Below are 22,824 nucleotides of genomic sequence, written 5' to 3'. Positions count from 1 at the left end.
TTATACAATATCTATCATCAGACTGCAAAAAGTTCAAACCTAAAATCTAAATTAATATTTAAAATCTAAACTCCACTCTACCTCTTTCTCTAACTGATCAAACTCTAGCTGAGCATTAAAACAATCAAACTCTCTAGTTAGAGAATAATTCAGTTCTGCTAACTCTTTATCTTTAAAATCATAAGCAGTATCAATTTTTACATCCCAATAAGGAAACTCCTGTTTGTTAGTCTGAAACTGATAACCAAATTTCAACTGATTAGTTAAAGTTAAATCACTCTCACTAATAAAATCTAAATCATCAGCTGCATCTTCTCGATCATCTTCATCATTTAGATCATAATTTTTATTAGGTACAATATTCTTCTTAGATAAAGACTGATAATCATATCCTATAGATAACTTATTATATTCATCAATCTGATAATTAGCTGTAGTCTCCAACCCATACTGACTATATTCTATTCCAGCTTCGTAAAATCTCTTCTTCCCAAACATATTCCAGTCTAGTTTTAAATCATCATTTAAACTAATCTCTTCTTGGCCTACATTACTGGAGATTAAATGTCTAGCCCCTAATCCATCAGTAATTAAATCATCAAATTCAAATGGCGTCTGGCCTTGGTCGCCATGATACTGATAATCCAGACCAAAATTCCACTCCGGCGTCTTCTTACTAACAGCTGTTTTGAATTCATAACTACGGTAATCAGCAGTTGTTCCATAGCTAGCATCAGTCACTTCTCCCTGCCACCGCAACTTAGCAGTCTCAGTTAACTGATATTCATTCTTTAACCCTACAGCTAACTGTTTTCTAGTAGTCTCTACATCTGCTTCCGATTCATTTGCTTCTGCTTTTATTTCACCTTGCTTCAGATCAAGAGATAATAAGTTACCTCTACCTATATCTTTATTCTTAACTCCCACTGATAGTTGTGGTTTATAACTAATATCAAAATATCTGCTAGATTCTAACTTCCAGTAATAATCTGACCAAGTTTCTTTTAATTCTAATCTGCGGTTAAGATGTTGATCATCTTGATCTTGTTTTAGTTGCGTATTCAAATCTATTTCTCCTAATTTAGTACTCAAATCCCATTTAGCCCACCACTTTCTTTCTCTATAATCTTCATCATCTTCATCAGTAATTGTATAAGAATTATATTTTAATTCACTAGTCGTATCGTCAAACTGATTAGTTAAATTGAAATAAGAATCTAAACCATACTCCCGATCATAATTTAACCGAGGATTAAAATTAGTATGTTGGTTGGGATTATAGGTATAATCTAAATTTAATTCATCAGTACTCCTACTAGTTAATTTAGTAGAAAACTTACCTTTTAAATCTTGATTAATATAATGATCATAATCAACTTGGAGATACGTTCCATCATCACCATTATAACCAACTCTAGGTTCTGGCAAAGAGGTTGTCTCTTGTTTTCGTTCTTCTTCATCTTCGGCTAGACTAGCAGTATAAGTAGGGAAGGGTAATATTTTATAATCCTTGGCCCATAACCAAACATCTCGAGCTACTACCTTATCACCAGGATAGACAGTTATCTGTTCAGCTGTTAACTTATAGTGGGGATCATCTAGTAGACAAGTAGTTAGAGTACTATTCTCAACAACTATTTGATCCTGTTGTAAATGAGCTACTTCACCACTAAAGTGTAGCTTGTCCTGCTGGGATTGACTATCCAGTAATTTCCCTTCTTTGGTCTGGTAATTATACTCTAGTTTACTCCCCGTCACCTGTTGTTCACCATCAATTAAAGTGACATTTCCCGCAGCTACAATCACTTTTTTATCTAAGAAGATAGTCATTTGGTCGGCTTGAATAGAACCATCTGCTAACTTAATTACTACATTGCCCTCTGCTTCAATCTGTTGTTTAGCTTCTACAAAAGCTACATGATCATCAGCTTCGATAGTAAAGGGCATCTCTTCTGCTGCGACAGGTTGAATACAGAAAGCTAAGATCAGTACTGTAATGATTACTGCCTTGCGCACTTCTTCCACCTCTCTTTGGTTTTATATCAAGTCTTGATTCAGCAACAATTTTCTTTAGATTTATTTTTGGCTGGTAATAGTTTTGAACTAGCCTCATAGCACATAGCACATAACTAACGACTATTATTATAACATGAATTAACGTAAACATCTATCTCCATAAAATAACAAATACCTACTCAACTAGCATAAACTAGTTAAGCAGGTATTTAGAATTAGTATTAGTAATCCATAACCAATCTTTTATCTATTCTTTTCTATCTTCTACTTTGTTCTTTCTTTAATAATCAATTTGTTTCCTGCTAATAATCCTTTATTTTTTATTTCTAAAGTGCTAAATACCAAATAGCCCCACTAATCTAACTGATAATAAATAATTATTTTATCTGCTTTATATTTAAAATCTACAACATGAATCTCAGCTAAACTTATTTTTTCTTGTTTAGATTCTAAATTCAGCTGGACTAACTTACTCATTACCTCTGTTAAATCAGTAAACTTCTCCTTCATTGCTAAGTCAATCAACTGCTCCTCGGCAACTGTTAATACTTCGTGTTTAGCTTCTACTGTCTCAGCCAAACCTACTGGTGCCTGAACAGCTACAAAAGTAACCACTAAACAAAGAATTACTAACTTCTTCATCACTCTCTCCTCCTTTGGTTACGTGCTATGTGCTGTCTGCTATGGGCTGACTCACGACACATAGCACACGACACACGACTCACACCAAACTAAAAAGACCCCTGGAAAAGACCAGGGGCCAACTTCTCAATTAAATTTAAATGTTAATTAAAACTTAACGTTAACTTGTCCAGTTACGCTTTGTGTAGCGAAGCTATTTTCGTCACTAGCTCCAGTAAAGTCAGTCTGTTCATAATCAACAGTTGCAGCAGAATCTTCAGTTACTTGATACTCTACACCAGCATTAGCAGTAACTTTTTCTCCTTCAATATCTACCCGATCTTCTTTGTTGGCCCAAGCATAACCAGCTTTAGTAGTTACCTTATCATTAACTTGGTAACTAGCATCTACGCCAGCTTCTTTATTAATAGCTTGGTTGTTATCCTTATCATAAATAGCAGCTACCTTAGCTTTCGGAGCTACTTCAACTCCAGCTACCTTAAATTCTGGAGCATATGCTGCACTTACTACCTTATCAGACTTGTCTTCAGTACTAGTATTTTCGTAATCATAAATAGTAGCTAACTTAAGATCAGCTAAATCTTTATTAGCTTCTACATATCTTTCTTCATCACCAGAATCAACTTCATGTTCATAGTTACCGAATACTTCTACACCAGATACATTATAAGCATTATCTTCAGCTACCTTAGCAGCTAAAGTAACTTCTTCTCCTGGCTCATAGTCATCTTCGTCAATTTGGATACCAGTGAAGTTATCAGTATATTGATATTCAGCAGCTAGATTAAGTTTACCTAAGTTTTCACTTGCTTTTACTCTAGCTAATGTCTCTTCTAAGTTCTGACCACTAGTAGCAACCTCACCAGTTAAGTCAATTCCTACTAAATCAAATGCAGTATCAGCAGCAACTACAGTATTATCTTCATTGTTCCCTGCGTATAAGTTAACAGGTAAGTTAAATAAGTTATCTTGTTTAGCAGCAACAGTCTTCTTCGCTCCATCTTTACCTAGAGCAACTGTAGAGTCACCTGCTTCAACAACTACACCATTAATATTGTCATCCTCAGCAAATAAATAATCTTTCCAACCTAAATCTTGGTCATCTCCGATATTAGCTACAAAATCTTCAGTAGCAACTTGTCCAGACATCTCATCTAATTTAATATCTTGACTCATATCATCTTCATCATTACCAGGACTACCGAAGTAATTTCCAGTAGCTAATAAATCTAAATCAGCTGTTAAACCATCTTTTTGAATATTAACATTAAAATCTGCATATTGCTTAAAGTAATCTTCAGTAGTTGTCACATCATCCTCATCATTCTTATTAGCGTTAGTGAATTCTTCATCATCACCATCTACATCAGTGTTAAATGGATCTTTATAAACTACTTCATTACCTTCCTCATCAGTCATTACTCCATTACCTTCAACTTCAGTGTCTTTATACTCTACACCAGTCTCTCCATTAATTTGAACAGTTTCTAGATCTTTTAATCTACTATCAACTTTAGCTAATTCCTTATCAAACTCAGTAGCTAACTTTTTGATAGCTTGTGCTGTTTCTTCAGTTACTTCTTTATCTTCAGCCTTGATTTTATTTAGTACTTTAGCTGTTAGAGTAGCAACCTCATAACGAGTTAATTCTTTGTCACCTTTAAACTGGCCATCATTGTATCCATCAATCAATCCTTCTTGAGCAACTTGTTCTAAAGCATCAGTAGCCCAGTGATTAGCTGGTACATCTTGGAACGGACTAGCCATTACTGGTACAGTTAGTGCAAATACTAAAGCCATAGTCAATAGAATAGTTAATTTTGATTTCCTTGTTTTCATTAATAAAGCCCCCTAGTTAATTTCATAGTATAATTAGTAGTTAATATATTGGCTATTACAGTTACAACTAATTATAACTAGGAGTAATTCCCAAGCGAGTGACCGTGTTTCCTCAACTCTTCCTTACCCTTAGTTATTTCCGTGCGTAACTGTAATACCTGCTAAACAATCCTGCTTGGGGCTAAGCGGGGGTTCACCTCCTTTCTTGCCCGATGTTATAGGATTGTAGTAGGTTAGAAACTCATAGCTAAATACTAATATTAGTCAGTATCTACTTATAAATCCCCAACTCACAAATCAGTTTATAGTTTACAATTTACAATTGACAGTTGAGAAACAATTTAAGTATAAGCTTAAGGCTGAGTTTAAGTTTAAGATTGAGCTCGAGTAAAATCTTGATTTTTGGTTTTAGCTCATAGCAGACAGCAAATAGCTAATGACTGTTATACTTATTTGACTTGGCCTGCCTAAATCCTTTAGGAAAGTATATCCAATAAGTTAAGTATTGAGTCTGAGTCTAAGTTTAAGTTTGACTTTAAGACTGAGTTTGAGTCTAAGTCACTATTTTTTGAGTTTAATTGTTAATTGTAAATTATTAATTGTCAATTCTCAATTCCTTCCGCCACTATACTTATTTGACGTTCCCTTTCTTAAACCTCTAGGAAAGTTTAACCAATGAGTTGAAGATTAAATCTAAGTTTGAGTTTGAGTTTAAGCTAGAGTTTGAATTTGATTTTTAGCTTGGGCTGATAGCAGACAGCAGACGACAGACAGCAAATAGCAGACGACTATTATACTTATTTGACCTGTCCTGCCTAAATCCTTTAGGAAAGTATATCCAAAAAATAATAAAAGACACAACAGAGTTGTGCCCTTAAGTTATAGATTATTTTATTGTTTTAATTGTCAATTATCAATTGTACATTGTAAAGTGAAAAACCCCCGGGAGTTGGCCCGGAGGTTTAAGATCTAATTTGAGATTGATTAGAAGTTAACGCTTAACTTAGTAGTTAATGCACTACCTTCTCCTTCATCATCAATTGTAACCTCGCCATCATCATTATAAGCATCACCAGAAACATATTTAGCTTCAGTATTCCAAGTTACATTTTCAGAAACTTGTGTATCTAATCCAGCTGTTAGATAAGTAAAGTCATTATCATACTTATCATCAGCAGATTGGTTAACTAAATCAGCAGTTACTGTAGTAGCATCAGTCATAGCATAATCAGTACCTAGACTAATTACAGTTACATCAGTATCTTCTGCATAAGCATCATTAGTAGTCATTTCTACAGAAGCAGTATTAGTAAATGCTCCTCTAGTATTATCTAGAGCTACTTCAATAGTTTTCTTAGTTTCATCATCTTCATATTTATCCTCTAAAGAGTTACCTGGCTGAACCATAGTATAAGAACCACTAACATTAGTAGCAGTATCTAGCTTATACTCAGCGCCAACTTCATATAACTCATAGTCAGCATCTTCCTCAAGGTCATGCGCAACTGCTACAAATTCATCTCCAACTTTTTCTACTGTACCATTTACAGATAAAACATCAGATACCTTATAATCAGCACCAAGGTTGATTAAAGCATCTCCTTCAGCATCTTGGTTAAGTGCTGTTGCAGCAGTATCATTCTTTGCAGCGAAACTAGCAACCTCTTCATCTGCACTATTAGCAACTACCTCTCCATTTAACGTAAGAGCGTTCATTTCTTTCTCACCAGCTACAGCTAAGTTAGTAACATCATATCCTGCAACTCTAGCTTGATAGATCTTACCAGTTAAATCAGCAATTTCTAAGTTTTTAGTAGCTTTTACGCCGTAGAAATCTATACCTTCAACTTCTTCATCCTCACCATTAATCTTCTCTTTGAAGTCATCATTGTCGCTTACTACAAACCCTGTAACATCATTACCTGCAATAGCAGTACTTACTTCTGCACCTTCTACATCTTCTTCATCAATAAAGTAAGTCTCTGCTCCATAGTCATTCATATCTCCTAACTTAATTGTAGAAGCAGCAGTATCAATTGTCAATAAAGCAGTATCCATTACTAAGTCACTAGCATCTGATTTACCATCTTCTGTTACTGGATTACCTAAAACTCCTGGACCTTCTACTTTAGTGAAATTATTTGTTAATGTATCAATTGCTAAATCAAAAGCAATATTCTCATTTACAGTTCCTGCTACATTTAAGCCAATTTCTTGGTAGAATGCCTTTTCAGCAGGGAATAAATCAGGATCCTCTTCATAATCCTCATCTAATACATCATCATCTGCCCAAAGTTCCTTAGTAGCATCTGTATTGTCACCATAGCCACCAACTTCAAAAATAGTGTCCACAGTACCAGTAATTTCTACATTATCTTCAGCTGCAAAACCTGGCACAGCTAAACCTAAAACTAAAACAAACGTAAGTAAACCTACAATTTTCTTCATAATTTAATATCCCCCTTAACTTTTTTGTTTCAATAAAACATTATACTTTCTTTTTTATTGAAAAATAAATCTATTAACTAGATTGTCTTGGCGTGCGGGGATCACCTCCTTTCCCGCCAAAAATATTTTTTAGTAAATTGCTAAATCTTCACTACTTATACATTTGTCGATTAAATTAAAAAGACCTGCAAACTGAGCGAAAAAATTGTAATTTTCTAATTTTCTCTCAGCCACCAACCAAAAAATATGTACTTATATAAACTAACCTGCTATTATTCTAACATAATTATCCGCTATAAGCAACTTATGTTACATTTTTTGATTGTAGATAACGGTTAGCCAAAATAATAGCTACATAATCATCTATTGGATCTGGAGGAGTTTGTAAAGAGAGAGGAATTAATCTTCGCCAACCAGTCGGAGGATTCTCTTGCCAGTAGAGTTGGCGGGCCTCAAGAGTAGAATGAGATTCATCAACTAAACTAATTTGCGGACAGATAGCTGCTAACTCTGTTGTTACTTCCTGAGACTTAGTTCCATCACCAATCACTAACTCTGCACCTTGGTACTTAGTTTGGAGTGCTGCTAAGTTAGCTCCTAACTTAGCCCTAGCTACCACCTCCTGCTGCTTTACTGTCAGATCTTCCTCTACCACAGCTACTCCACATTTATCTTTTCCGGGATCAACTGCAATAATCATCTTAATCCTCCACCTCTAATTTGATATTAGCCTGGAGATTACTGGCCCGCCAGACTTCTTGGCTGGCTACTACTTTAAGTTGATTAGTTTCTGAACCTAGTAATTTATCCACTAAAGGATATAGCTGGGCCAACGAAAAATCAACTACCTGACCTTGCTTATCAGGTAACATTCCTTCCTGCACAGCTACCTGATTTAATCGAGCTACTAGTTGGTCTAACTCAGCTTCTAACTGGGCCAACTGCTCCGCTTCCACCTGATAGGTCATAATAGTTTCTCCTTGCTCGTAGACTTGATAATCAGGATACAGATCAAACTTCAGTTGTAACTCTTCATCTTGGAAAGTATTCTGAGCTGCTACAAGTCGTAGAATCATCTGCTCCTTACGGTTAGTCACTAGATTAATTGCTTCCTCTTTTTCTTCTTGATTATAAGTTACTTGGCCAGCACCTAACCCAGCCTGGTTAGCTTCTTGTTTAGCTGTAGCAAGTAATTTTTCTAGCTTAGCTGCTGGATTACTCTCAGCAATCCTAGTACTAACTACTACCTCACCTTTAGGAAAGATAAGATCTTCAGTTAAAGAATGAAAGTAGCGCTTACCAAATAAGCTCAAATTATGGGCCAAATTATTAACCTGGTCTGTTAGTGCCTCCTGTTGGAGTGATAACTCCTCTACCTGCGTTTCTAACTGTAACTTGCGATCTTTAACCTGTTTATATTCTTGCTTCATCTTCCCTAGCCTAGTCTGTAATTTTTCCTTATCCTGTTCTAGAGTCAGTAATTCCTTTGATTTAGCTGTAACCTGATCCCGGAGGGTAGTTAACTCCTGATTTTTAGCTTGCACAGTCTGCTGTAAATTATCTAACTTTTCTAATACAGCCTGCATATCAAATAAGGCTTGGCGCACATTTTGAGAAACAACTAATAATAAACCTAAGGACATTAAAGCAATTAAAATACCAGTAATAATTGTGATAATAATAGACGTATATTTAGGTCGTAAACCAAACAGGGACAAGCGTTTTTTACCTACTTTCATACCTATTTTATCGCCTACATAAGCTATCAAGCCACCTAGGATAATTAGAGTTAAGACTAACTGGACTCCATACATTTCGCCGCCCCCTTCTAGTTAATTAACAATTAACAATTGAGAATGGAGAATTAAAAATAATATTTCAACAGCTATTTCGGAAAAGCTACAAAGTAGCTTTTTTCCGAGTAACTTTTATTAAACTATAAAAGTTACCAAAAGATTTCCAGGGTAGAACAATCAATGCTTCTTACAGTTAAAAAGTTACTCAATCTATTAAAAATAATAGTTCATATATTACTTGCTCATTTTAATCATAGATCGCTGATTGTTCTACTTAAGTTAAACCAGAACAACCTTTCTCAATTACTAGGTAAGAGTTTCACAATGACATTTGAATTTTTTAGTAACGAATCTTAGCAAGCTGGAGTAAAAATAAGGCTTGAATTACCTAATTTGCAAAACATTAAATTAGGTTAGCCTTATTTTTAAGCAGCGAGCTGTAGATGAGTTTGAAAAAATTCAGGGAGTGAGAAAACTCTTGCCTAGTAAACTAGAAGAATAAACATTATAAATACTATTAAAAAAATATATTTTTTTGTTTTTGAATTTAATTGTAAATTCTAAATTGTAAACTGTCAATTGCTTTCTCACCTTGCTTCCTTAACCAATAATCCAATGCCTACTATAGTAAAGACAATATTCTGGAGCCAAGCTCCTAACCACGGAGCTAGATTGCCACCTTGACCTAGCGCTGAACCAATAGTCATCAATGTATAATAAATAAAGATCACTACAATACTCAATCCTAACCCAATAGAAGAACCAGACCGATTAGGATTTAGACCTAAGGGAGCTCCTACTAAAGCAAAAACAAAACAAGCAAAGGGAATAGCATACCGCTGGTAATAACTAACTAATAATTCATTAACATCTCTACCTTCTTGCTCCATCAATTCAATATGCTCGCTTAACTCGCCTAGGGTCATCTCCTCAGGTGATTTTTGGTTGCGAGTCATCTGCTGAGGCGTTCTAGATAGCTTGTTCTTCATATTCAATCGCTGAAATTCAGTCTGCGGAATCCTTCCTTCTGAGGTAATAGTGTAACTAGTACCTTCAATAAAGACCCATTGATCCCTCTGCCATTTAGCCTTTTTAGCTTGGATAATCGTCGCTAGCTCTCCCTCTTCATAATTCTGCCAAGTAACACCCTCTAAAGTCTGAGTTCGACCATCAAACTTATCCGCAGTCAATAAAAAGTCTAACTTTCCTGTCTTGCTATCTACCGGAGCAATCCTTAAATTCCGCTGGGTTTTAGGCATCTCCTCGCCATGCTTTAACTCCCAGACAATCTCCTCATAACTGTTTTGGCTGGCAGGTACTAAGCTATTATTTAAAAAGATAGTCAAACCACTAATCATTAAAGCCACAATTAACACAGGGATCACTAATCTAATCAGGCTAACCCCTCCTGCCTGTAAGGCTACTATCTCACTATCATCAGATAGTCGACCAAAGGTTAATAAAGTAGCTAATAACATAGACATCGGAAAAGTCAAGATAATAATCTGGGGTAGACTTAAAAAGAAGAGCTTAACTGTAGTCAGAATTGGTACTCCATACTTCATCATCATCTCAGCTAATTTAATTAGGACATCAGAACCAACAAAGATACTTGTAAAAGCAAATACTCCAAATAAAAAAGGCTGAATCAACTCCTGTAATAGATAGCGATCAATGATTTTCATATCTACTGGCACCTCACATTGTAAACTTCTCACCTAGATAAAATTCTTTAGCCACTTCACTATTAGCTACTTCATCTGCAGTTCCTGAGAGCAATATTTCACCTTGGTGCATAATATAAGCTCGATCAGTAATACTTAATGTCTCGCGAACACTATGATCTGTAATTAAAACTCCTAACTCTCTGTCCTTTAGATGTGAAATAATATCTTGAATATCATTAACAGCAATTGGATCCACCCCAGCAAAAGGTTCATCTAATAGAATATAATCTGGGTCAGTCACTAGTGAACGAGCAATCTCCACTCGCCGCCGTTCGCCCCCAGATAACATATATCCTTTGCGATCTCTAATATCTGCAATCTCAAACTCCTCTAGTAGTGATTCAACAATTTCTTGGTCGGGCTGGGGACGATCTATCATTTCTAAAATAGCCAATAGATTCTCCTCGACTGTTAACTTTCTAAAAACAGAAGCCTCCTGGGCCAAATACCCAACCCCTCGCTGGGCTCGTTTGTGCATTGGTAATTTAGTTATATCTTCACCATTTAAGACAACTTGGCCTTGATTAGGCTTAACTAGCCCTACTACCATATAAAAGGTGGTTGTCTTGCCTGCTCCATTAGGACCAAGAATACCTACTACTTCGCCCTGATTAACTTCAAAATCAACTCGATCAACTACATCTTCTCCATCATAAGTTTTAACTAACTCTTTAGCTTTGATTGCCAATTTAATCACCTTGCCCTGGAATTACAAATCTAGTCTTTCCCTTGGTAGTCATCTTTTTACTCTTTAAATCAATAACCACTTCTGGAGCCACCATTTCCTGGCCTCTTCGAGTAACCTCTACTTCTCCAGTCAAAACCACCTGCGCCTGGTCTTGGCGATACTCTAGTTTATCAGCATCAGCTACTAGTTCCTGGCTAGGGTCTTCTAGATGAGCCTGACCAGTGACTTCAAACTGACTACGATTTAGATCAAAAGTAAACCGTTCCCCAGTTACAACCACTTCTTCTCTAGTTAACTGCGGACTTCCTGTTACAACCCCCTGTTGAGTCTCATAATTTAGTTCTAACTGCTCACCAGTTAACTTACTACCGCTAGCTTGGAGTAGCACTTGGCCTGAAGCTGTAACTTCTTGCAGATCTTGCTGGGCTACTAGCTTATCTGCCTGGAGAGTAGTCTTACCTTCCTGTAAAGTTACATTTCCTTCGGCTACCAACTGACCATTTAAATCATCAACTATTAATTTATCAGCTATTAATTCAGTTTCTTGTTGGCCAGCAGCAGCTAAACCTATAGAAAATACTAAAGTAAAAATCAGACTACTAATAATTATCTGTTTAGTCATCCCTCTCACCTACCTCTATTAATTTACAATTGACAGTTAAAATCAAGACCAAATTCAAAAATTCTATAATTATTTATATATTAATCATTTGAAAGATTTTGACTTTATAATTTTAATTGTAAATCGTTCATTGTCAATTGTCAATTGGGGTTAAGTTCGTCCTAGTATTGCCTAACACCTGTAACTTCTTAAGATCAATCTGACTGATAAATCTATCTCCAGTAATAGTTAATTCATTTTGCTTGATTACAATATCACCTTGACCAGTTAATTCGTTTTTAGCTTGATTCCACTTTAGCTTATCGGCCTTGATAAGTTTATCTTGGCCTTTAATCGTCAAAGAACCACTTAAAGATAAAAAACCAGTCTGGGGATCAAAACTACCTTGTTCTGCAATTAAAGTAATTATTTCTTGGTCATTCTGATAAACTTGAGCCTGAATCTGCTCTAACTGTACCTCTTGGGGGTTTTCAAAACGGGCTATAGACTGAGCTGTTAACTGCCATTTAGTCTGCTCATCTGTACTGTGTAAAGTAATTTGGGCATCTTCTAACTCAGTCTGGGGTTGCTTTTTTTCCCGCACTGGATCTTGCGAAATTTCATCCTGCTCTTCGGCAGGTTGTAGAAAAATATACAAACCGCTAATTAACACCACAACTAGAATAATAACCCCTAACTTCTTCATGCCTGGCCCTCCTTAGGATCAGTCTTCCATCTCCGATGTAACCACAGCCACTGGGCAGGATAAGCTCTAATCTTCTCCTCTAAAGAAGTAGTTAACTGCTGAAGGACTTCTTTTCTCTGAGTTTCATCAGCTTCTGGTGCTACCTCAACAGGTTCCTCTATAAAGAGTCGATAGTTGCCTAACTCCTCTCTAACTAAATAAACAGGTAAAATCAAACCTTCTGCCTTCTGGGCCAACACTACTGGCCCTTTAGGCGTCGAAGCTAACTGCTGAAAAAACTCCACAAAACAACCACCCTGATGCGCATCCTGATCACCTAATAGTAATAGCAGTTCTTGCTGGATTAATTTTTTAAAAGCCGCCTTAACCTGCTGTCGATTAAAGACACTAGCTCCCTGACTTTCTCTAATCCGCCAGATCTCTTTAGTAAGATAATCATTACCATGCTCTCGAGCAACAGCATTTACTGGATAACCTAACCAGGACAGATAAAGTCCTAATAACTCCCAGTTACCAAAGTGACCAGTAAATAGAACAATCCCTTGCTCTTGATCATAAGCCTGCTGGAGATGCTCTAGACCTTCTACCTTAATCCGCTCTTTAAAATCAGCTGCAGTCCAGTTTTCCAACCTTAATACTTCGCCCAACTTAAGAGCTATATCCACAAAGACTTCTTTGGTCAACTGATAAGCTTCTTGGTCAGTACAATCTAAAGCTGATTTTATATTCTTGATTCCTAACTCTCGTCTACCTTTTATTAAATAAAATAACAAGTTCCCTAATCCGATAGCTAAATAATCTCCTACCTTAGCTGGCAGAAAATTAATCAACCACTTAAATACTTGTAGCAGATAATACTCCACTTGCTCCTTCATCACTAACAGCTCCCTAACACAATTAAGAATTGATAATTGACAATTGAGAGTTAATAATCAGAAGATATCTTGCATTAATAGGATCCTAATAAAGTTTAACTATCAATTATCAACTATAAACTATAAACTGAATTATTGACTTTGTGCTGCTAAAATTAACTCAACTGCTTCTCTCACTGCTCCTTCGCCACCTTGTCGATTGGTAACATAATCAACTTCTGCTTTTACTTGTTCAACTCCATTAGCAACTGTTAAAGCCAACCCTACTTCTTGGAGAATAGGTAAATCATTAACATCATCTCCAATATAAGCTACTTCTTGCCTAGAAATCTCATACTCATCTAATAAGTTAGCAAAAACACCTAACTTATCTTTAATATTTTGGTGGACTTCAGTAATTGCTAACTCCTCTGCTCTACGCGCCACTAATTGAGACTCTCGACCAGTGATAATTGCTGTTTTAATTCCTGCTTCTTGGGCCAACTTAATCCCCATGCCATCTTGGACATGAAAGAATTTAAACTCTTCGCCGTTATTACCTAACACAATCCGCCCATCAGTCAACACACCATCAACATCAGTGATGAATAACTTTATTCTGGAGGCTTGCTCCTCTAACTCTTGCTTCATTACCTTCACCTCGCAATCATATAATCAATTTACAATTTACAATTAAAACCCTAAAATCAAGCCCTATCAATCATTATTAAATAAAAAATTAATTTACTTAAACTCAATCTCAATCTTAGCCTTAGTCTTTGATTTTGATTTTAACTTAAACTCAACCTTGACCTTAGCCTCGAACTTGGCCTTGTCCTTAGCCTCGGACCTTGACCTTGATCTTGAACTAGCTCACAGCACACAGCACATAGCACACAGCACACAGCTGACGACTGACAGCTGATAGCAGACAGCTAACACCTAAATAATCCCTGCCTGAAGTAGATCCTGGAAGTTAACTAAACCTAAAGGTTGGCCCTCTTGATTGACAACAGGTAGATCATTGATCTCTTTGTCCTGCATAACCCGTAGTGCTTCTGCAGCCAGTTTATCCGGAGTAATACTAGCCGGATCAGCAGTCATTACTTCCTGGACTTGTTGAGTCAATAACACAGCTTCATTCTCTAATAGCCGTCGGATATCTCCATCAGTAATAATCCCCACTAATTCACCAGACTCAGCAACAATATTAGCGGCGCCCATTCTAGTAGAAGTCATCTCAAATAAAGTTTCCTGTAAAGTAGCAGTCTGCTGGACGACTGGATTTCTCTCACGAACATGTAAAACATCATCTACAGTCAATAACAACTTCTTCCCTAGACTGCCACCAGGATGATAAAGAGCAAAATCCTCTGACTTAAAGCCTTTAGCTTCTACTAAAGTCATAGCTAGAGCATCACCTAAAGCTAAAGCTGCTGTAGTACTAGCAGTCGGAGCTAAATCAAGCGGACAAGCCTCTTCTTCCACTGCTGCCTCTAAGTTATAATCAGCTGTATCCGCTAGAGTGGAATCTAGATTACCAGTGATTCCTACTATCTGCGCCCCAAGGCGCTTAATAACAGGCAAAATATCGATTATTTCCTCAGTCTCTCCACTATTAGAAATTGCTAAGACAATATCCTCTTCAGTAACCATCCCTAAGTCACCATGAATTGCCTCAGCCGGATGTAAAAAGAAAGAAGAAGTCCCGATACTAGAAAAAGTAGCTGCTAACTTCTTAGCAATAAAGCCTGACTTCCCCATCCCTGTTGTAATCAACCGACCTGAGCAAGATAGGATTTCATGGACTACTTCCACAAACTCACCATTGATAGAATTTCCTAAATTTTTAATAGCTTCAGCTTCAATCTCTAATACTTCCTTAGCTTGTTCTTTAATCCTTATCGCATCTAAATTAGCTAACTCTGACATTGTAAATCCCTCCGTAGTTAGTTGTGTCGTGTGGCGTGTGCCATGTGCCATGTGTCATGTGGCGTGTGCTATGTGTCATGTGGCGTGTGTCGTGTGTCTTGAGCACACAGCTCACAGCTCACAGCTCATAGCACACAGCTGACAGCCGACGACAGACCGCCGACCGCTGACAGCTACCCCTTAACCACCTGATCAATTTTTTGCGCTTGCTTAAGTAACTCTTCTAAGTTCTCTAACCGCACCATATTTGGCCCATCACATAATGCTTCTTCTGGTTTATCATGGACCTCCATAAAGATAGAATCAACCCCTGCTCCTAGAGCAGCTCTAGTTAAATAAGGTACATACTCTCGTTCGCCAGTTGAAGCATCACCAGCTCCTCCTGGTAACTGAACACTATGGGTAGCATCAAAGACAACTGGATAACCAGTATCCTTCATCCGGGGTAGAGAACGCATATCAACAACTAGATTATTATAACCAAAAGATGCCCCGCGTTCCGTTAGCAGAATCCTTTGATTACCAGTGCTTTCAATCTTTTCTACTACCTGATCGATATCCCAAGGCGCTAAGAATTGGCCCTTTTTAACATTAACTACCTGGCCTGTCTCTCCTACAGCAGTCACTAAATCTGTCTGCCGGGATAAAAAGGCAGGAATCTGCACGATATCAAGTACTTCGCCAGCTATCTGAGCTTCTTCTACACTATGCACATCAGATAAAACCGGAAGATCAAACTCATCTTTAACTCGCTGTAAAATCTCTAACCCTCGTTCTAAGCCTGGCCCGCGATAAGAATCAATTGAAGATCGATTAGCTTTATCATAAGAAGACTTAAAGACATAAGGAATCCCTAGTTTAGCAGTAATCTGTTGTAACTTCTCCGCCATTCTTAACACATGGTCTTCACTTTCCATCACACATGGGCCAGCTAATAGGACAAAAGGATGGTTGGCCCCAAACTTAATCTCATCATTTAATCTAACTTCATCTGCTTGCTTCATTTTGTCACCTCCGCGTAGTAGTTTACAGTTTACAGGTTACAGTTTACAATTTACAATTATCAATTATCAATTATCAATTATCAATTATCAATTAAAACCAAAAGGATTAATTTGCTCGACCTCGGCCTTGTGAACTTAATCTGAGCCTCACCGTCGACCTAGAGCTTAATCTTAACCTCGCCCTTGATCTTGCCCTTGATCTCGACCTCGGCCTTAATCTTGCCCTTGATCTTGACCTTGACCTTGATTTTGAACTAGCACATAGCAGACAGCACACAGCTCACAGCACATAGCAGACAGCAGACAGCTACTCTTCTAACAACTCCCTGACTTGCTCTAAATCCTGAGGCGTATCGACACCAACTAACTTATGTTCTGTTTCTACTACCTTGATCTGGTAACCATTTTCTAAAGCTCGCAATTGTTCTAGTGACTCTTGTTGTTCTAAGGGAGTAGGTTCTAAATTTGCGTAATCCAGTAAGAAATTACGCCGATAAACATAGAGCCCAATATGCTTATAGTAATCAACCTTTACTTCCTGGCCGGGATAAGGAATCGGAGCGCGAGAAAAATAAAGGGCAAAATCATTCTTATCAGTTACTACTTTAACCAGATTAGGATTCTTTAATTCTGCTTGGTCAGTGATAAGCTGCTTGAGAGTACTCATTTGAAGTGTTTTATCAGCTACTAAAGGTTGGACTGCTTGATCAATCATTTCCGGCCTGATTAAAGGTTCATCCCCTTGCACATTAACAATAATCTCCGCTTCTAAATCCTGGGCTACCTCTGCCAAACGATCAGTACCTGTCTGGTGTTCGGAAGAGGTCATTCTTACCTGACCACCAAAATCAGCTACCTGATTATAAATCCGTTGATCATCAGTTGCTACAATTACCTGATCTAAATGATTAGCTTGGTTTGTTCTCTCGTAGACATGTTGGATCATTGGTTGACCAGCAATCTCTTTGAGTGGTTTACCTGGTAACCGGGTTGATGCATAACGAGCTGGAATAATAGCTACTACTTTCATTGTTGTAATCCCTCCACCTGAGACAAGAATTTAGCAAACTCCTGATCAGAATCAAGCAGTTCAATCTCAATCCCTAATACTTCTAATTCAATCTGTTGTTTATTAATTTCAGCTACCAGTTCTTGATTTATGCTAGCAGCGTCCTTTTCAGTAGTAATGATTCGCTCTATACCTTCTTCAGAAGCTACACTAAAAATCTCCATAATTTCCTCTTTAGTATAACTATGATGATCAGCAAATCTCAACTCCTTAACTACTTCAGCTCCTAAATCACTAAGAGTCTGGGCAAAAGACTGCGGATTACCAATCCCCGAGACAGCTAACACCTTTTCTCCTGCTAGATCTATCTCTCTAGGTTGTTGCTGAGCTAAGCTACGCAAATAGGTAGCCTGGTGTTTACTAGTCAACAAAACAGCTGATTGGTTTAATTCTCTTAACTTTGCTTTAAGTTCTTCTAATTCCTGACTAGAGATCTGATCAGCCTTAGTAATCAATAAAGCATCGGCCCGTTGTAAACTGCTAGGTAACTCTCTTAACAGCCCCCGGGGTAATAGATGACCATTAGCAAAAGGATTAGTAGCATCTACTACCACTAGATCATACTCTCGCTCTAATTGCCAGTGTTGAAAACCATCATCTAAAATAATAAAATCTGGCTGGAACTTTTGCTGGGCCAACTTACCTGATTTACTTCTTTGGGAACCAACTACTACTGGCACCTCTGGTAGACTACTAGCTAACATATAAGCTTCATCACCAGCTTCTTGGGCTGATAATAAAACTTCTTTTCTGGTAGAGACAAGCCCTGCTTCCTCTTCTAAACTACCTTTATAACCACGATTTAAGACTACAGTCTGGTAATCCTCTTGCGTTAACTCGTTAGCTAGCATCTTAACCACTGGTGTCTTCCCTGTACCACCTACGGTGATATTTCCCACACTAATTACTGGAGTCGATAATTCCTCTCTGTTCTTCAATCCTAGATCATAGATCTTAGCTCTACTCCAGATTCCTATCTGATAAACTTTAGACAAGACAGTTAAGACTACTAAAATAACTTTAGTTAGGGGGCCTTCTCGCTCTCCAGTAACTACTTCTAATAAATAATTTTCTAGATCCATAATTAAGCCTCCAACATTTCTTCCGCCTCAGCAACTGCTGTTGTCAATCCTGTTTGGAGTTGCTGCTGAGCTGCTTGATTAACTTCTGTTATCTCTATAGGTCTTCCGTAAACAAGGGCACTTTTAGTAAACGGATAAGGTAATTCAAACTGATCCCAACTACTAAAAACTTTCTTCCGGTTAAAAGCAACTCCAAGAGGAATAATCACACTATCTGTCTTCTGGGCCAAATATAAAACACCAGATTTAACTTGATGGCGTGGTCCCCGGGGCCCATCAGGAGTAATTGCTATATTTTTTCCTGCTCTTAACTTTTTAACTAGTTGTAATAAAGAACGAGCCCCGCCTCTAGAAGTTGAACCCCGCACTACTTCCCAACCGAATTTAGCTAACACGCGACTGATATACTCTCCATCATCACTTCTACTAGCCAAAGCTACATAATCCTTATCAGCTAGATAATAGACAGGCAACCATAAGTGACCATGCCACATAGCAAAGATAATCTGTTGGTTAGACTTTTGTAACTTAGTTACTTGGTCTCTACCTTTAACTTGTAACCGTAAGCTACCATTAGTCAATCGGGATAACCAATAGGCTAACCAGGGAATCATTTTTTCTTTCATCCTATCACCTACTTATCAAACTGGGCTTGATAGAGACCTTGGTAGACCCCACCGTGATCTAAGAGTTGTTCATGAGTCCCTGTTTCTACTATCTGGCCCTCTTCCATAACTACAATCCGATCAGCATTTAGAACAGTAGATAACCGATGAGCAATTACAAAAGTAGTCCGCTCCTCCATTAGTCTTTCCAGAGCTTCCTGAACTAATGCTTCTGATTCTGTATCTAAAGCTGAAGTAGCTTCATCTAAGATCAGGATCTCCGGATCATTGAGAATTGCCCGGGCAATAGCTATTCGCTGTTTTTGCCCTCCCGATAAACCAATTCCTCGTTCACCAAGTTCAGTCTGGTAATCATCAGGAAAGTCCATAATAAAGTCATGAGCATTAGCTGCTTTTGCAGCTTGGATAACTTCCTCGGAACTAGCTTGGAGATCACCATAGAGAATATTATCCTCAATAGTACCTCCAAATAAGATTGTCTCTTGAGGCACAATACCTATCTTCTCCCGTAAGGAATCTAAAGTTAATTGTTTAACATCAACCCCATCTATGGAAACTACACCTTGCTCGGGGTCATGAAACCGAGGTACTAAATTAACCAAAGTTGATTTCCCAGCTCCACTAGGACCTACTAAAGCTACCATCTGCCCCGCTTGCGCTTCCAAGTTGATATCCTTGAGCGCCCACTCATCATCAGATTCATATCTAAAGGAAACATCATTAAACTCAACATCTCCTCTAACTTCCTCGAGCGGTTGGGCATCAGGAGCATCCTGAACAGTAGGTTCAATATCTATAATAGCAAAGATTCTTTCTGCTGCTGCTAGAGCACGTTGGATTGTACTGGATAGTCTAGTAATTCCTTTCAAAGGATTAGTAATAATCATCAACAGAGTAAAGAAACCTATCAACTCTCCGGGAGACATCTTACCAGCTACTACTTCTTGGCCTCCATACCAGAGGACAAAAATAAAGGACATAGCAGCTAGCAACTCGGTAATTGGCGTTAGAGTTGCTTTTAGTTGCGAGTTCTTCAAGTTGGCCCGGAAGTTAGCATAGTTTTCTTCCTGAAATCGTTCGTATTCGTATTCCTCACGACCAAAGGACTTAACTACTCTAACTCCAGTAATAGTTTCCTGGAGAATATCAGAAATATCTGCTATCTTAACTTGGGCCCGTTTACTAACTTTTCTAATTCTGCGGTTAAAACGATCAATGACATAACCAATAAATGGAAAAACAATAAAGGATATTAGAGTTAACCGCCAATTATCATACAACAACTTACCAATCCCTGCTGTTAGCTGAAATACTTTACTAAAAATACCGATAGCTCCCGAAGCAATAGCTCCCTGCAATTTTCCGACATCATTAGTAGCTCGAGACATAATTTCTCCAGTCTTATTCTCTGAATAAAAATCCAAAGATAGATGCTGTAAATGCTGATATAAATCATCTCGTAAATCTTTAATTGAATTCTGGGAGACATAGGCTGTTAAATACTTCTCTCCGTACTGCGAGATACCACGAAACAGAAAGATAAAGAACATAGCAATTACAATTAAGTTTAACTCGCCTAACGTAGCCTCCCCTTTTTCTAACCCACGAATAATTGTATCAATTAAATTCTGAAATTTTTCAATAAAGAAAACTTGTAATAAAGCATGCGATATCATAGCTACTATTGCTAGAGCTAACCGCCCTTTATAAGGCTTAATATAACTAAGAACACGTTTAGCTAGCTTCATTTCTGCTATTACCTCCTGTAGCTAACACTAACTGGGCTACTCTGTTTATTGCTCCACTATCTCCTAGATCAACTACAACTTCAGCTAAATCTTCTTCTATCTGGGCTTGTCTAGCAGGAGAATTAAGGATCTCCTTAGCTTCCTGGGCTAAGTTGGCCCCTGTTACTTCTGTTTGCAGTAATTCTGGTACTATCTCTTTATCAGCAATAATATTAGGTAAGCCTACATAAGGTAACTGAACCAGTAACTTCCCAGCTAAATAAGTAGTCCAGGAAGTCTGATAGGCAATTACCATTGGCGTCCCAAAACAAGCTGCTTCTAAGGTAGCCGTCCCCGAAGCAACTAGTAATAAATCTGCTATCTCCATTACTTCATAAGAGTGTTGCGGAATTAACTTAAGATCTAGATCGTACTCCTCAACTTGAGCTTCTAATCGGGACTTAGAAATCGTCTCTGCTACAGGTAACAAAAACTGACTAGTTTGGTTCTGGCTAATCCTGGCTGCTGCTTGTAACATCGGCTCTAAGAGACTATCTATCTCTTGGCTGCGACTGCCTGGTAGGAGACCAATTAACTGCTGATCTTGATCAATCCCAAAGGCTGTAGCAAACTCCTGCGGGGCTAACTCAGCTTCTACCATATCTAATAAAGGATGACCTACAAATTCAACCTCTGCTCCTGCCTCCTGGTAGACTTTCTGTTCCATAGGAAAGACAGAAGCAATCTTAGCTTCATACTGAGCCATCTTGTTGGCCCGCCATTGGCCCCAGACCCAAGCCGAAGGAGCAAAATAATTAACAATTGGGATGTCTAATTTATGAGCTCTCTTAGCAACCTTCATATTGAAACCAGAATAATCAACTAAAAAGACAACATCAGGCTGTCTTTCTTTCATCACTTCTTCTAGTTGGTTTAGTTTTTGATACATTAAGCGCAGATGCTTAACGGCTTCCAGAAAACCAATAGTACTTAATTCAGTCGGATCATAAATAATCTCTACTCCTGCTTTCTTCATCCGCGGGCCACCAAACCCAAAAGCATCTACAGTAGAATCTAATTTCTTAATCTGCTGGATTACCTCAGCAGCATGCATATCTCCTGATGCTTCTCCAGCCACAACTAATACCTTCTTCATCAAACCACCAACCCTACTAAAAGTAATTATAACTCTTTAATCTCTAAATTAAAAGCAGAATACCTAATCAAGTGCTACAATTGGTAGCCCCGCCTGATTGGCTTTTTTAAGAACCTCAGTCTGCTTAACAATAAAAGTCTTATTAGCTTCAATTACTAACCCTTGCGCTGCCACTTCTATTAGCTGTTCTATAGTTTGAAGACCAATAGTAGGAATATCAAATCTTAAGTCCTGCTCTGGTTTACTTACCTTAGCTACTACAACTTCCTGCTGGCCTAACTCTCCACCCCGCAAGATAGCTTGATCAGTACCTTCAATTGCTTCGACTGCCATAACTGCTTGGTCTTTAACAACTACTGTCTGGCCAATATCCAATCTACCAATCTCTTTAGCCATCTTAAAGCCATACTCCATATCGGCTAGTACAGCTTCAGTTGGCTCAACCTCGGTTAGAGTACCAGCTTGCGGCAATAACTTCTGGATCCACTTGGTCTGGTCAATCACTTCTAACCCTGCTTGTTGTAATTCCTGGACTATAGCCAGCATAATAGCATCATCATTCTTCTCTTCTAGATTAGCTAATAACTTTTGGAATCTAGCATCTAGACTAACTCCCTGGTATAATAACTCCTTAGTTACCTTGCCTAACATAATAACCTGTTCTAGCTGAGCTTGTTGGAGAGTAGTAATTATCTGATCTAGCTGTCCTACCTCAATCTGATAGACAGAATCAGCTAGCTGCTGTAGTTGAGCCGTCTCTGCCTGAGGCGTAACAGTAATTACTGTTAATTCATAATCTTCTTCTTGCATAGCTTGAGCAAATAAAACTGGTAACTGACCGTTACCAGCTATCAATCCTAAGTGAGCCATGTTCTCCCTCCTAATTCTAAATTGACAATTATCAATTATCA

The 22,824-nt window shown here is 37.9% G+C and carries 20 protein-coding genes; all 20 read right to left on the bottom strand.

Annotation, left to right across the window (positions count from 1 at the left end; translation table 11 throughout):
- Positions 1 to 51: 51 nt before the first annotated feature.
- Positions 52 to 2,016, bottom strand: a complete 1,965-nt coding sequence (gene lptC / locus ACYQ3D_RS02730) for an LPS export ABC transporter periplasmic protein LptC (RefSeq protein ID WP_459835952.1) — start codon at positions 2,014 to 2,016, stop codon at positions 52 to 54.
- Between the two features lie 354 nt (positions 2,017 to 2,370).
- Positions 2,371 to 2,658, bottom strand: a complete 288-nt coding sequence (locus ACYQ3D_RS02725; RefSeq protein ID WP_459835950.1) for a hypothetical protein — start codon at positions 2,656 to 2,658, stop codon at positions 2,371 to 2,373.
- Positions 2,659 to 2,805: 147 nt separating this feature from the next.
- Positions 2,806 to 4,497, bottom strand: a complete 1,692-nt coding sequence (locus ACYQ3D_RS02720) for an S-layer homology domain-containing protein (protein WP_459835948.1) — start codon at positions 4,495 to 4,497, stop codon at positions 2,806 to 2,808.
- A 984-nt stretch (positions 4,498 to 5,481) separates the two neighbouring features.
- Positions 5,482 to 6,945, bottom strand: coding sequence for a porin family protein (locus ACYQ3D_RS02715; RefSeq protein WP_459835945.1), 1,464 nt, complete (start codon positions 6,943 to 6,945; stop codon positions 5,482 to 5,484).
- A gap of 304 nt (positions 6,946 to 7,249) precedes the next feature.
- Positions 7,250 to 7,645, bottom strand: a complete 396-nt coding sequence (locus ACYQ3D_RS02710; RefSeq protein ID WP_459835943.1) for a RuvC family protein — start codon at positions 7,643 to 7,645, stop codon at positions 7,250 to 7,252.
- 1 nt (position 7,646) lies between these two features.
- A complete protein-coding gene (locus ACYQ3D_RS02705) occupies positions 7,647 to 8,759 on the bottom strand; it encodes a DUF3084 domain-containing protein (RefSeq protein ID WP_459835940.1) in 1,113 nt (370 codons plus the stop codon).
- A 569-nt stretch (positions 8,760 to 9,328) separates the two neighbouring features.
- Positions 9,329 to 10,426, bottom strand: coding sequence for an LptF/LptG family permease (locus tag ACYQ3D_RS02700; RefSeq protein ID WP_459835937.1), 1,098 nt, complete (start codon positions 10,424 to 10,426; stop codon positions 9,329 to 9,331).
- A gap of 13 nt (positions 10,427 to 10,439) precedes the next feature.
- Positions 10,440 to 11,156 carry an LPS export ABC transporter ATP-binding protein gene (gene lptB / locus ACYQ3D_RS02695; RefSeq protein WP_459835935.1) on the bottom strand — a complete coding sequence of 239 codons (717 nt, stop codon included), beginning with the start codon at positions 11,154 to 11,156 and terminating at the stop codon, positions 10,440 to 10,442.
- 1 nt (position 11,157) lies between these two features.
- A complete protein-coding gene (locus ACYQ3D_RS02690; protein WP_459835933.1) occupies positions 11,158 to 11,778 on the bottom strand; it encodes an LptA/OstA family protein in 621 nt (206 codons plus the stop codon).
- A gap of 133 nt (positions 11,779 to 11,911) precedes the next feature.
- Positions 11,912 to 12,463: an LPS export ABC transporter periplasmic protein LptC gene (gene lptC / locus ACYQ3D_RS02685; RefSeq protein ID WP_459835931.1), complete on the bottom strand. Its 552-nt coding sequence runs from the start codon at positions 12,461 to 12,463 to the stop codon at positions 11,912 to 11,914.
- Entirely contained in the window at positions 12,460 to 13,338 is an 879-nt protein-coding gene (locus ACYQ3D_RS02680) for a lysophospholipid acyltransferase family protein (RefSeq protein ID WP_459835929.1), read from the bottom strand. The genes lptC (ACYQ3D_RS02685) and ACYQ3D_RS02680 overlap by 4 nt, the downstream gene beginning before the upstream one ends.
- Before the next feature lie 132 nt (positions 13,339 to 13,470).
- Positions 13,471 to 13,968: a KdsC family phosphatase gene (locus ACYQ3D_RS02675; RefSeq protein WP_459835927.1), complete on the bottom strand. Its 498-nt coding sequence runs from the start codon at positions 13,966 to 13,968 to the stop codon at positions 13,471 to 13,473.
- 291 nt (positions 13,969 to 14,259) lie between these two features.
- On the bottom strand, positions 14,260 to 15,249 hold the full coding sequence (locus ACYQ3D_RS02670; RefSeq protein ID WP_459835924.1) for a KpsF/GutQ family sugar-phosphate isomerase: 990 nt from the start codon (positions 15,247 to 15,249) through the stop codon (positions 14,260 to 14,262).
- 173 nt (positions 15,250 to 15,422) lie between these two features.
- Positions 15,423 to 16,253 carry a 3-deoxy-8-phosphooctulonate synthase gene (kdsA, locus tag ACYQ3D_RS02665; protein WP_459835922.1) on the bottom strand — a complete coding sequence of 277 codons (831 nt, stop codon included), beginning with the start codon at positions 16,251 to 16,253 and terminating at the stop codon, positions 15,423 to 15,425.
- Positions 16,254 to 16,560: 307 nt separating this feature from the next.
- Complete coding sequence (gene kdsB / locus ACYQ3D_RS02660) at positions 16,561 to 17,283, bottom strand: 3-deoxy-manno-octulosonate cytidylyltransferase (RefSeq protein WP_459835920.1); 723 nt, start codon at positions 17,281 to 17,283, stop codon at positions 16,561 to 16,563.
- Positions 17,280 to 18,404 (bottom strand): tetraacyldisaccharide 4'-kinase, encoded by a 1,125-nt coding sequence (gene lpxK, locus ACYQ3D_RS02655; RefSeq protein ID WP_459835918.1) that lies wholly within the window; start codon positions 18,402 to 18,404, stop codon positions 17,280 to 17,282. Before lpxK ends, kdsB begins: the two co-directional genes overlap by 4 nt.
- A 2-nt stretch (positions 18,405 to 18,406) precedes the next feature.
- Complete coding sequence (locus ACYQ3D_RS02650; protein ID WP_459835916.1) at positions 18,407 to 19,030, bottom strand: lysophospholipid acyltransferase family protein; 624 nt, start codon at positions 19,028 to 19,030, stop codon at positions 18,407 to 18,409.
- An 8-nt stretch (positions 19,031 to 19,038) separates the two neighbouring features.
- Positions 19,039 to 20,778, bottom strand: a complete 1,740-nt coding sequence (locus ACYQ3D_RS02645) for an ABC transporter ATP-binding protein (RefSeq protein ID WP_459835914.1) — start codon at positions 20,776 to 20,778, stop codon at positions 19,039 to 19,041.
- Positions 20,765 to 21,913: a lipid-A-disaccharide synthase gene (gene lpxB / locus ACYQ3D_RS02640; RefSeq protein ID WP_459835912.1), complete on the bottom strand. Its 1,149-nt coding sequence runs from the start codon at positions 21,911 to 21,913 to the stop codon at positions 20,765 to 20,767. The genes ACYQ3D_RS02645 and lpxB overlap by 14 nt, the downstream gene beginning before the upstream one ends.
- Positions 21,914 to 21,976: 63 nt before the next feature.
- Positions 21,977 to 22,783, bottom strand: coding sequence for an LpxI family protein (locus ACYQ3D_RS02635; protein WP_459835911.1), 807 nt, complete (start codon positions 22,781 to 22,783; stop codon positions 21,977 to 21,979).
- Between the last annotated feature and the right edge of the window lie 41 nt (positions 22,784 to 22,824).

This window comes from Halanaerobaculum tunisiense, from assembly GCF_054657635.1.
This window is presented reverse-complemented; position numbering and strand designations above follow the sequence as displayed.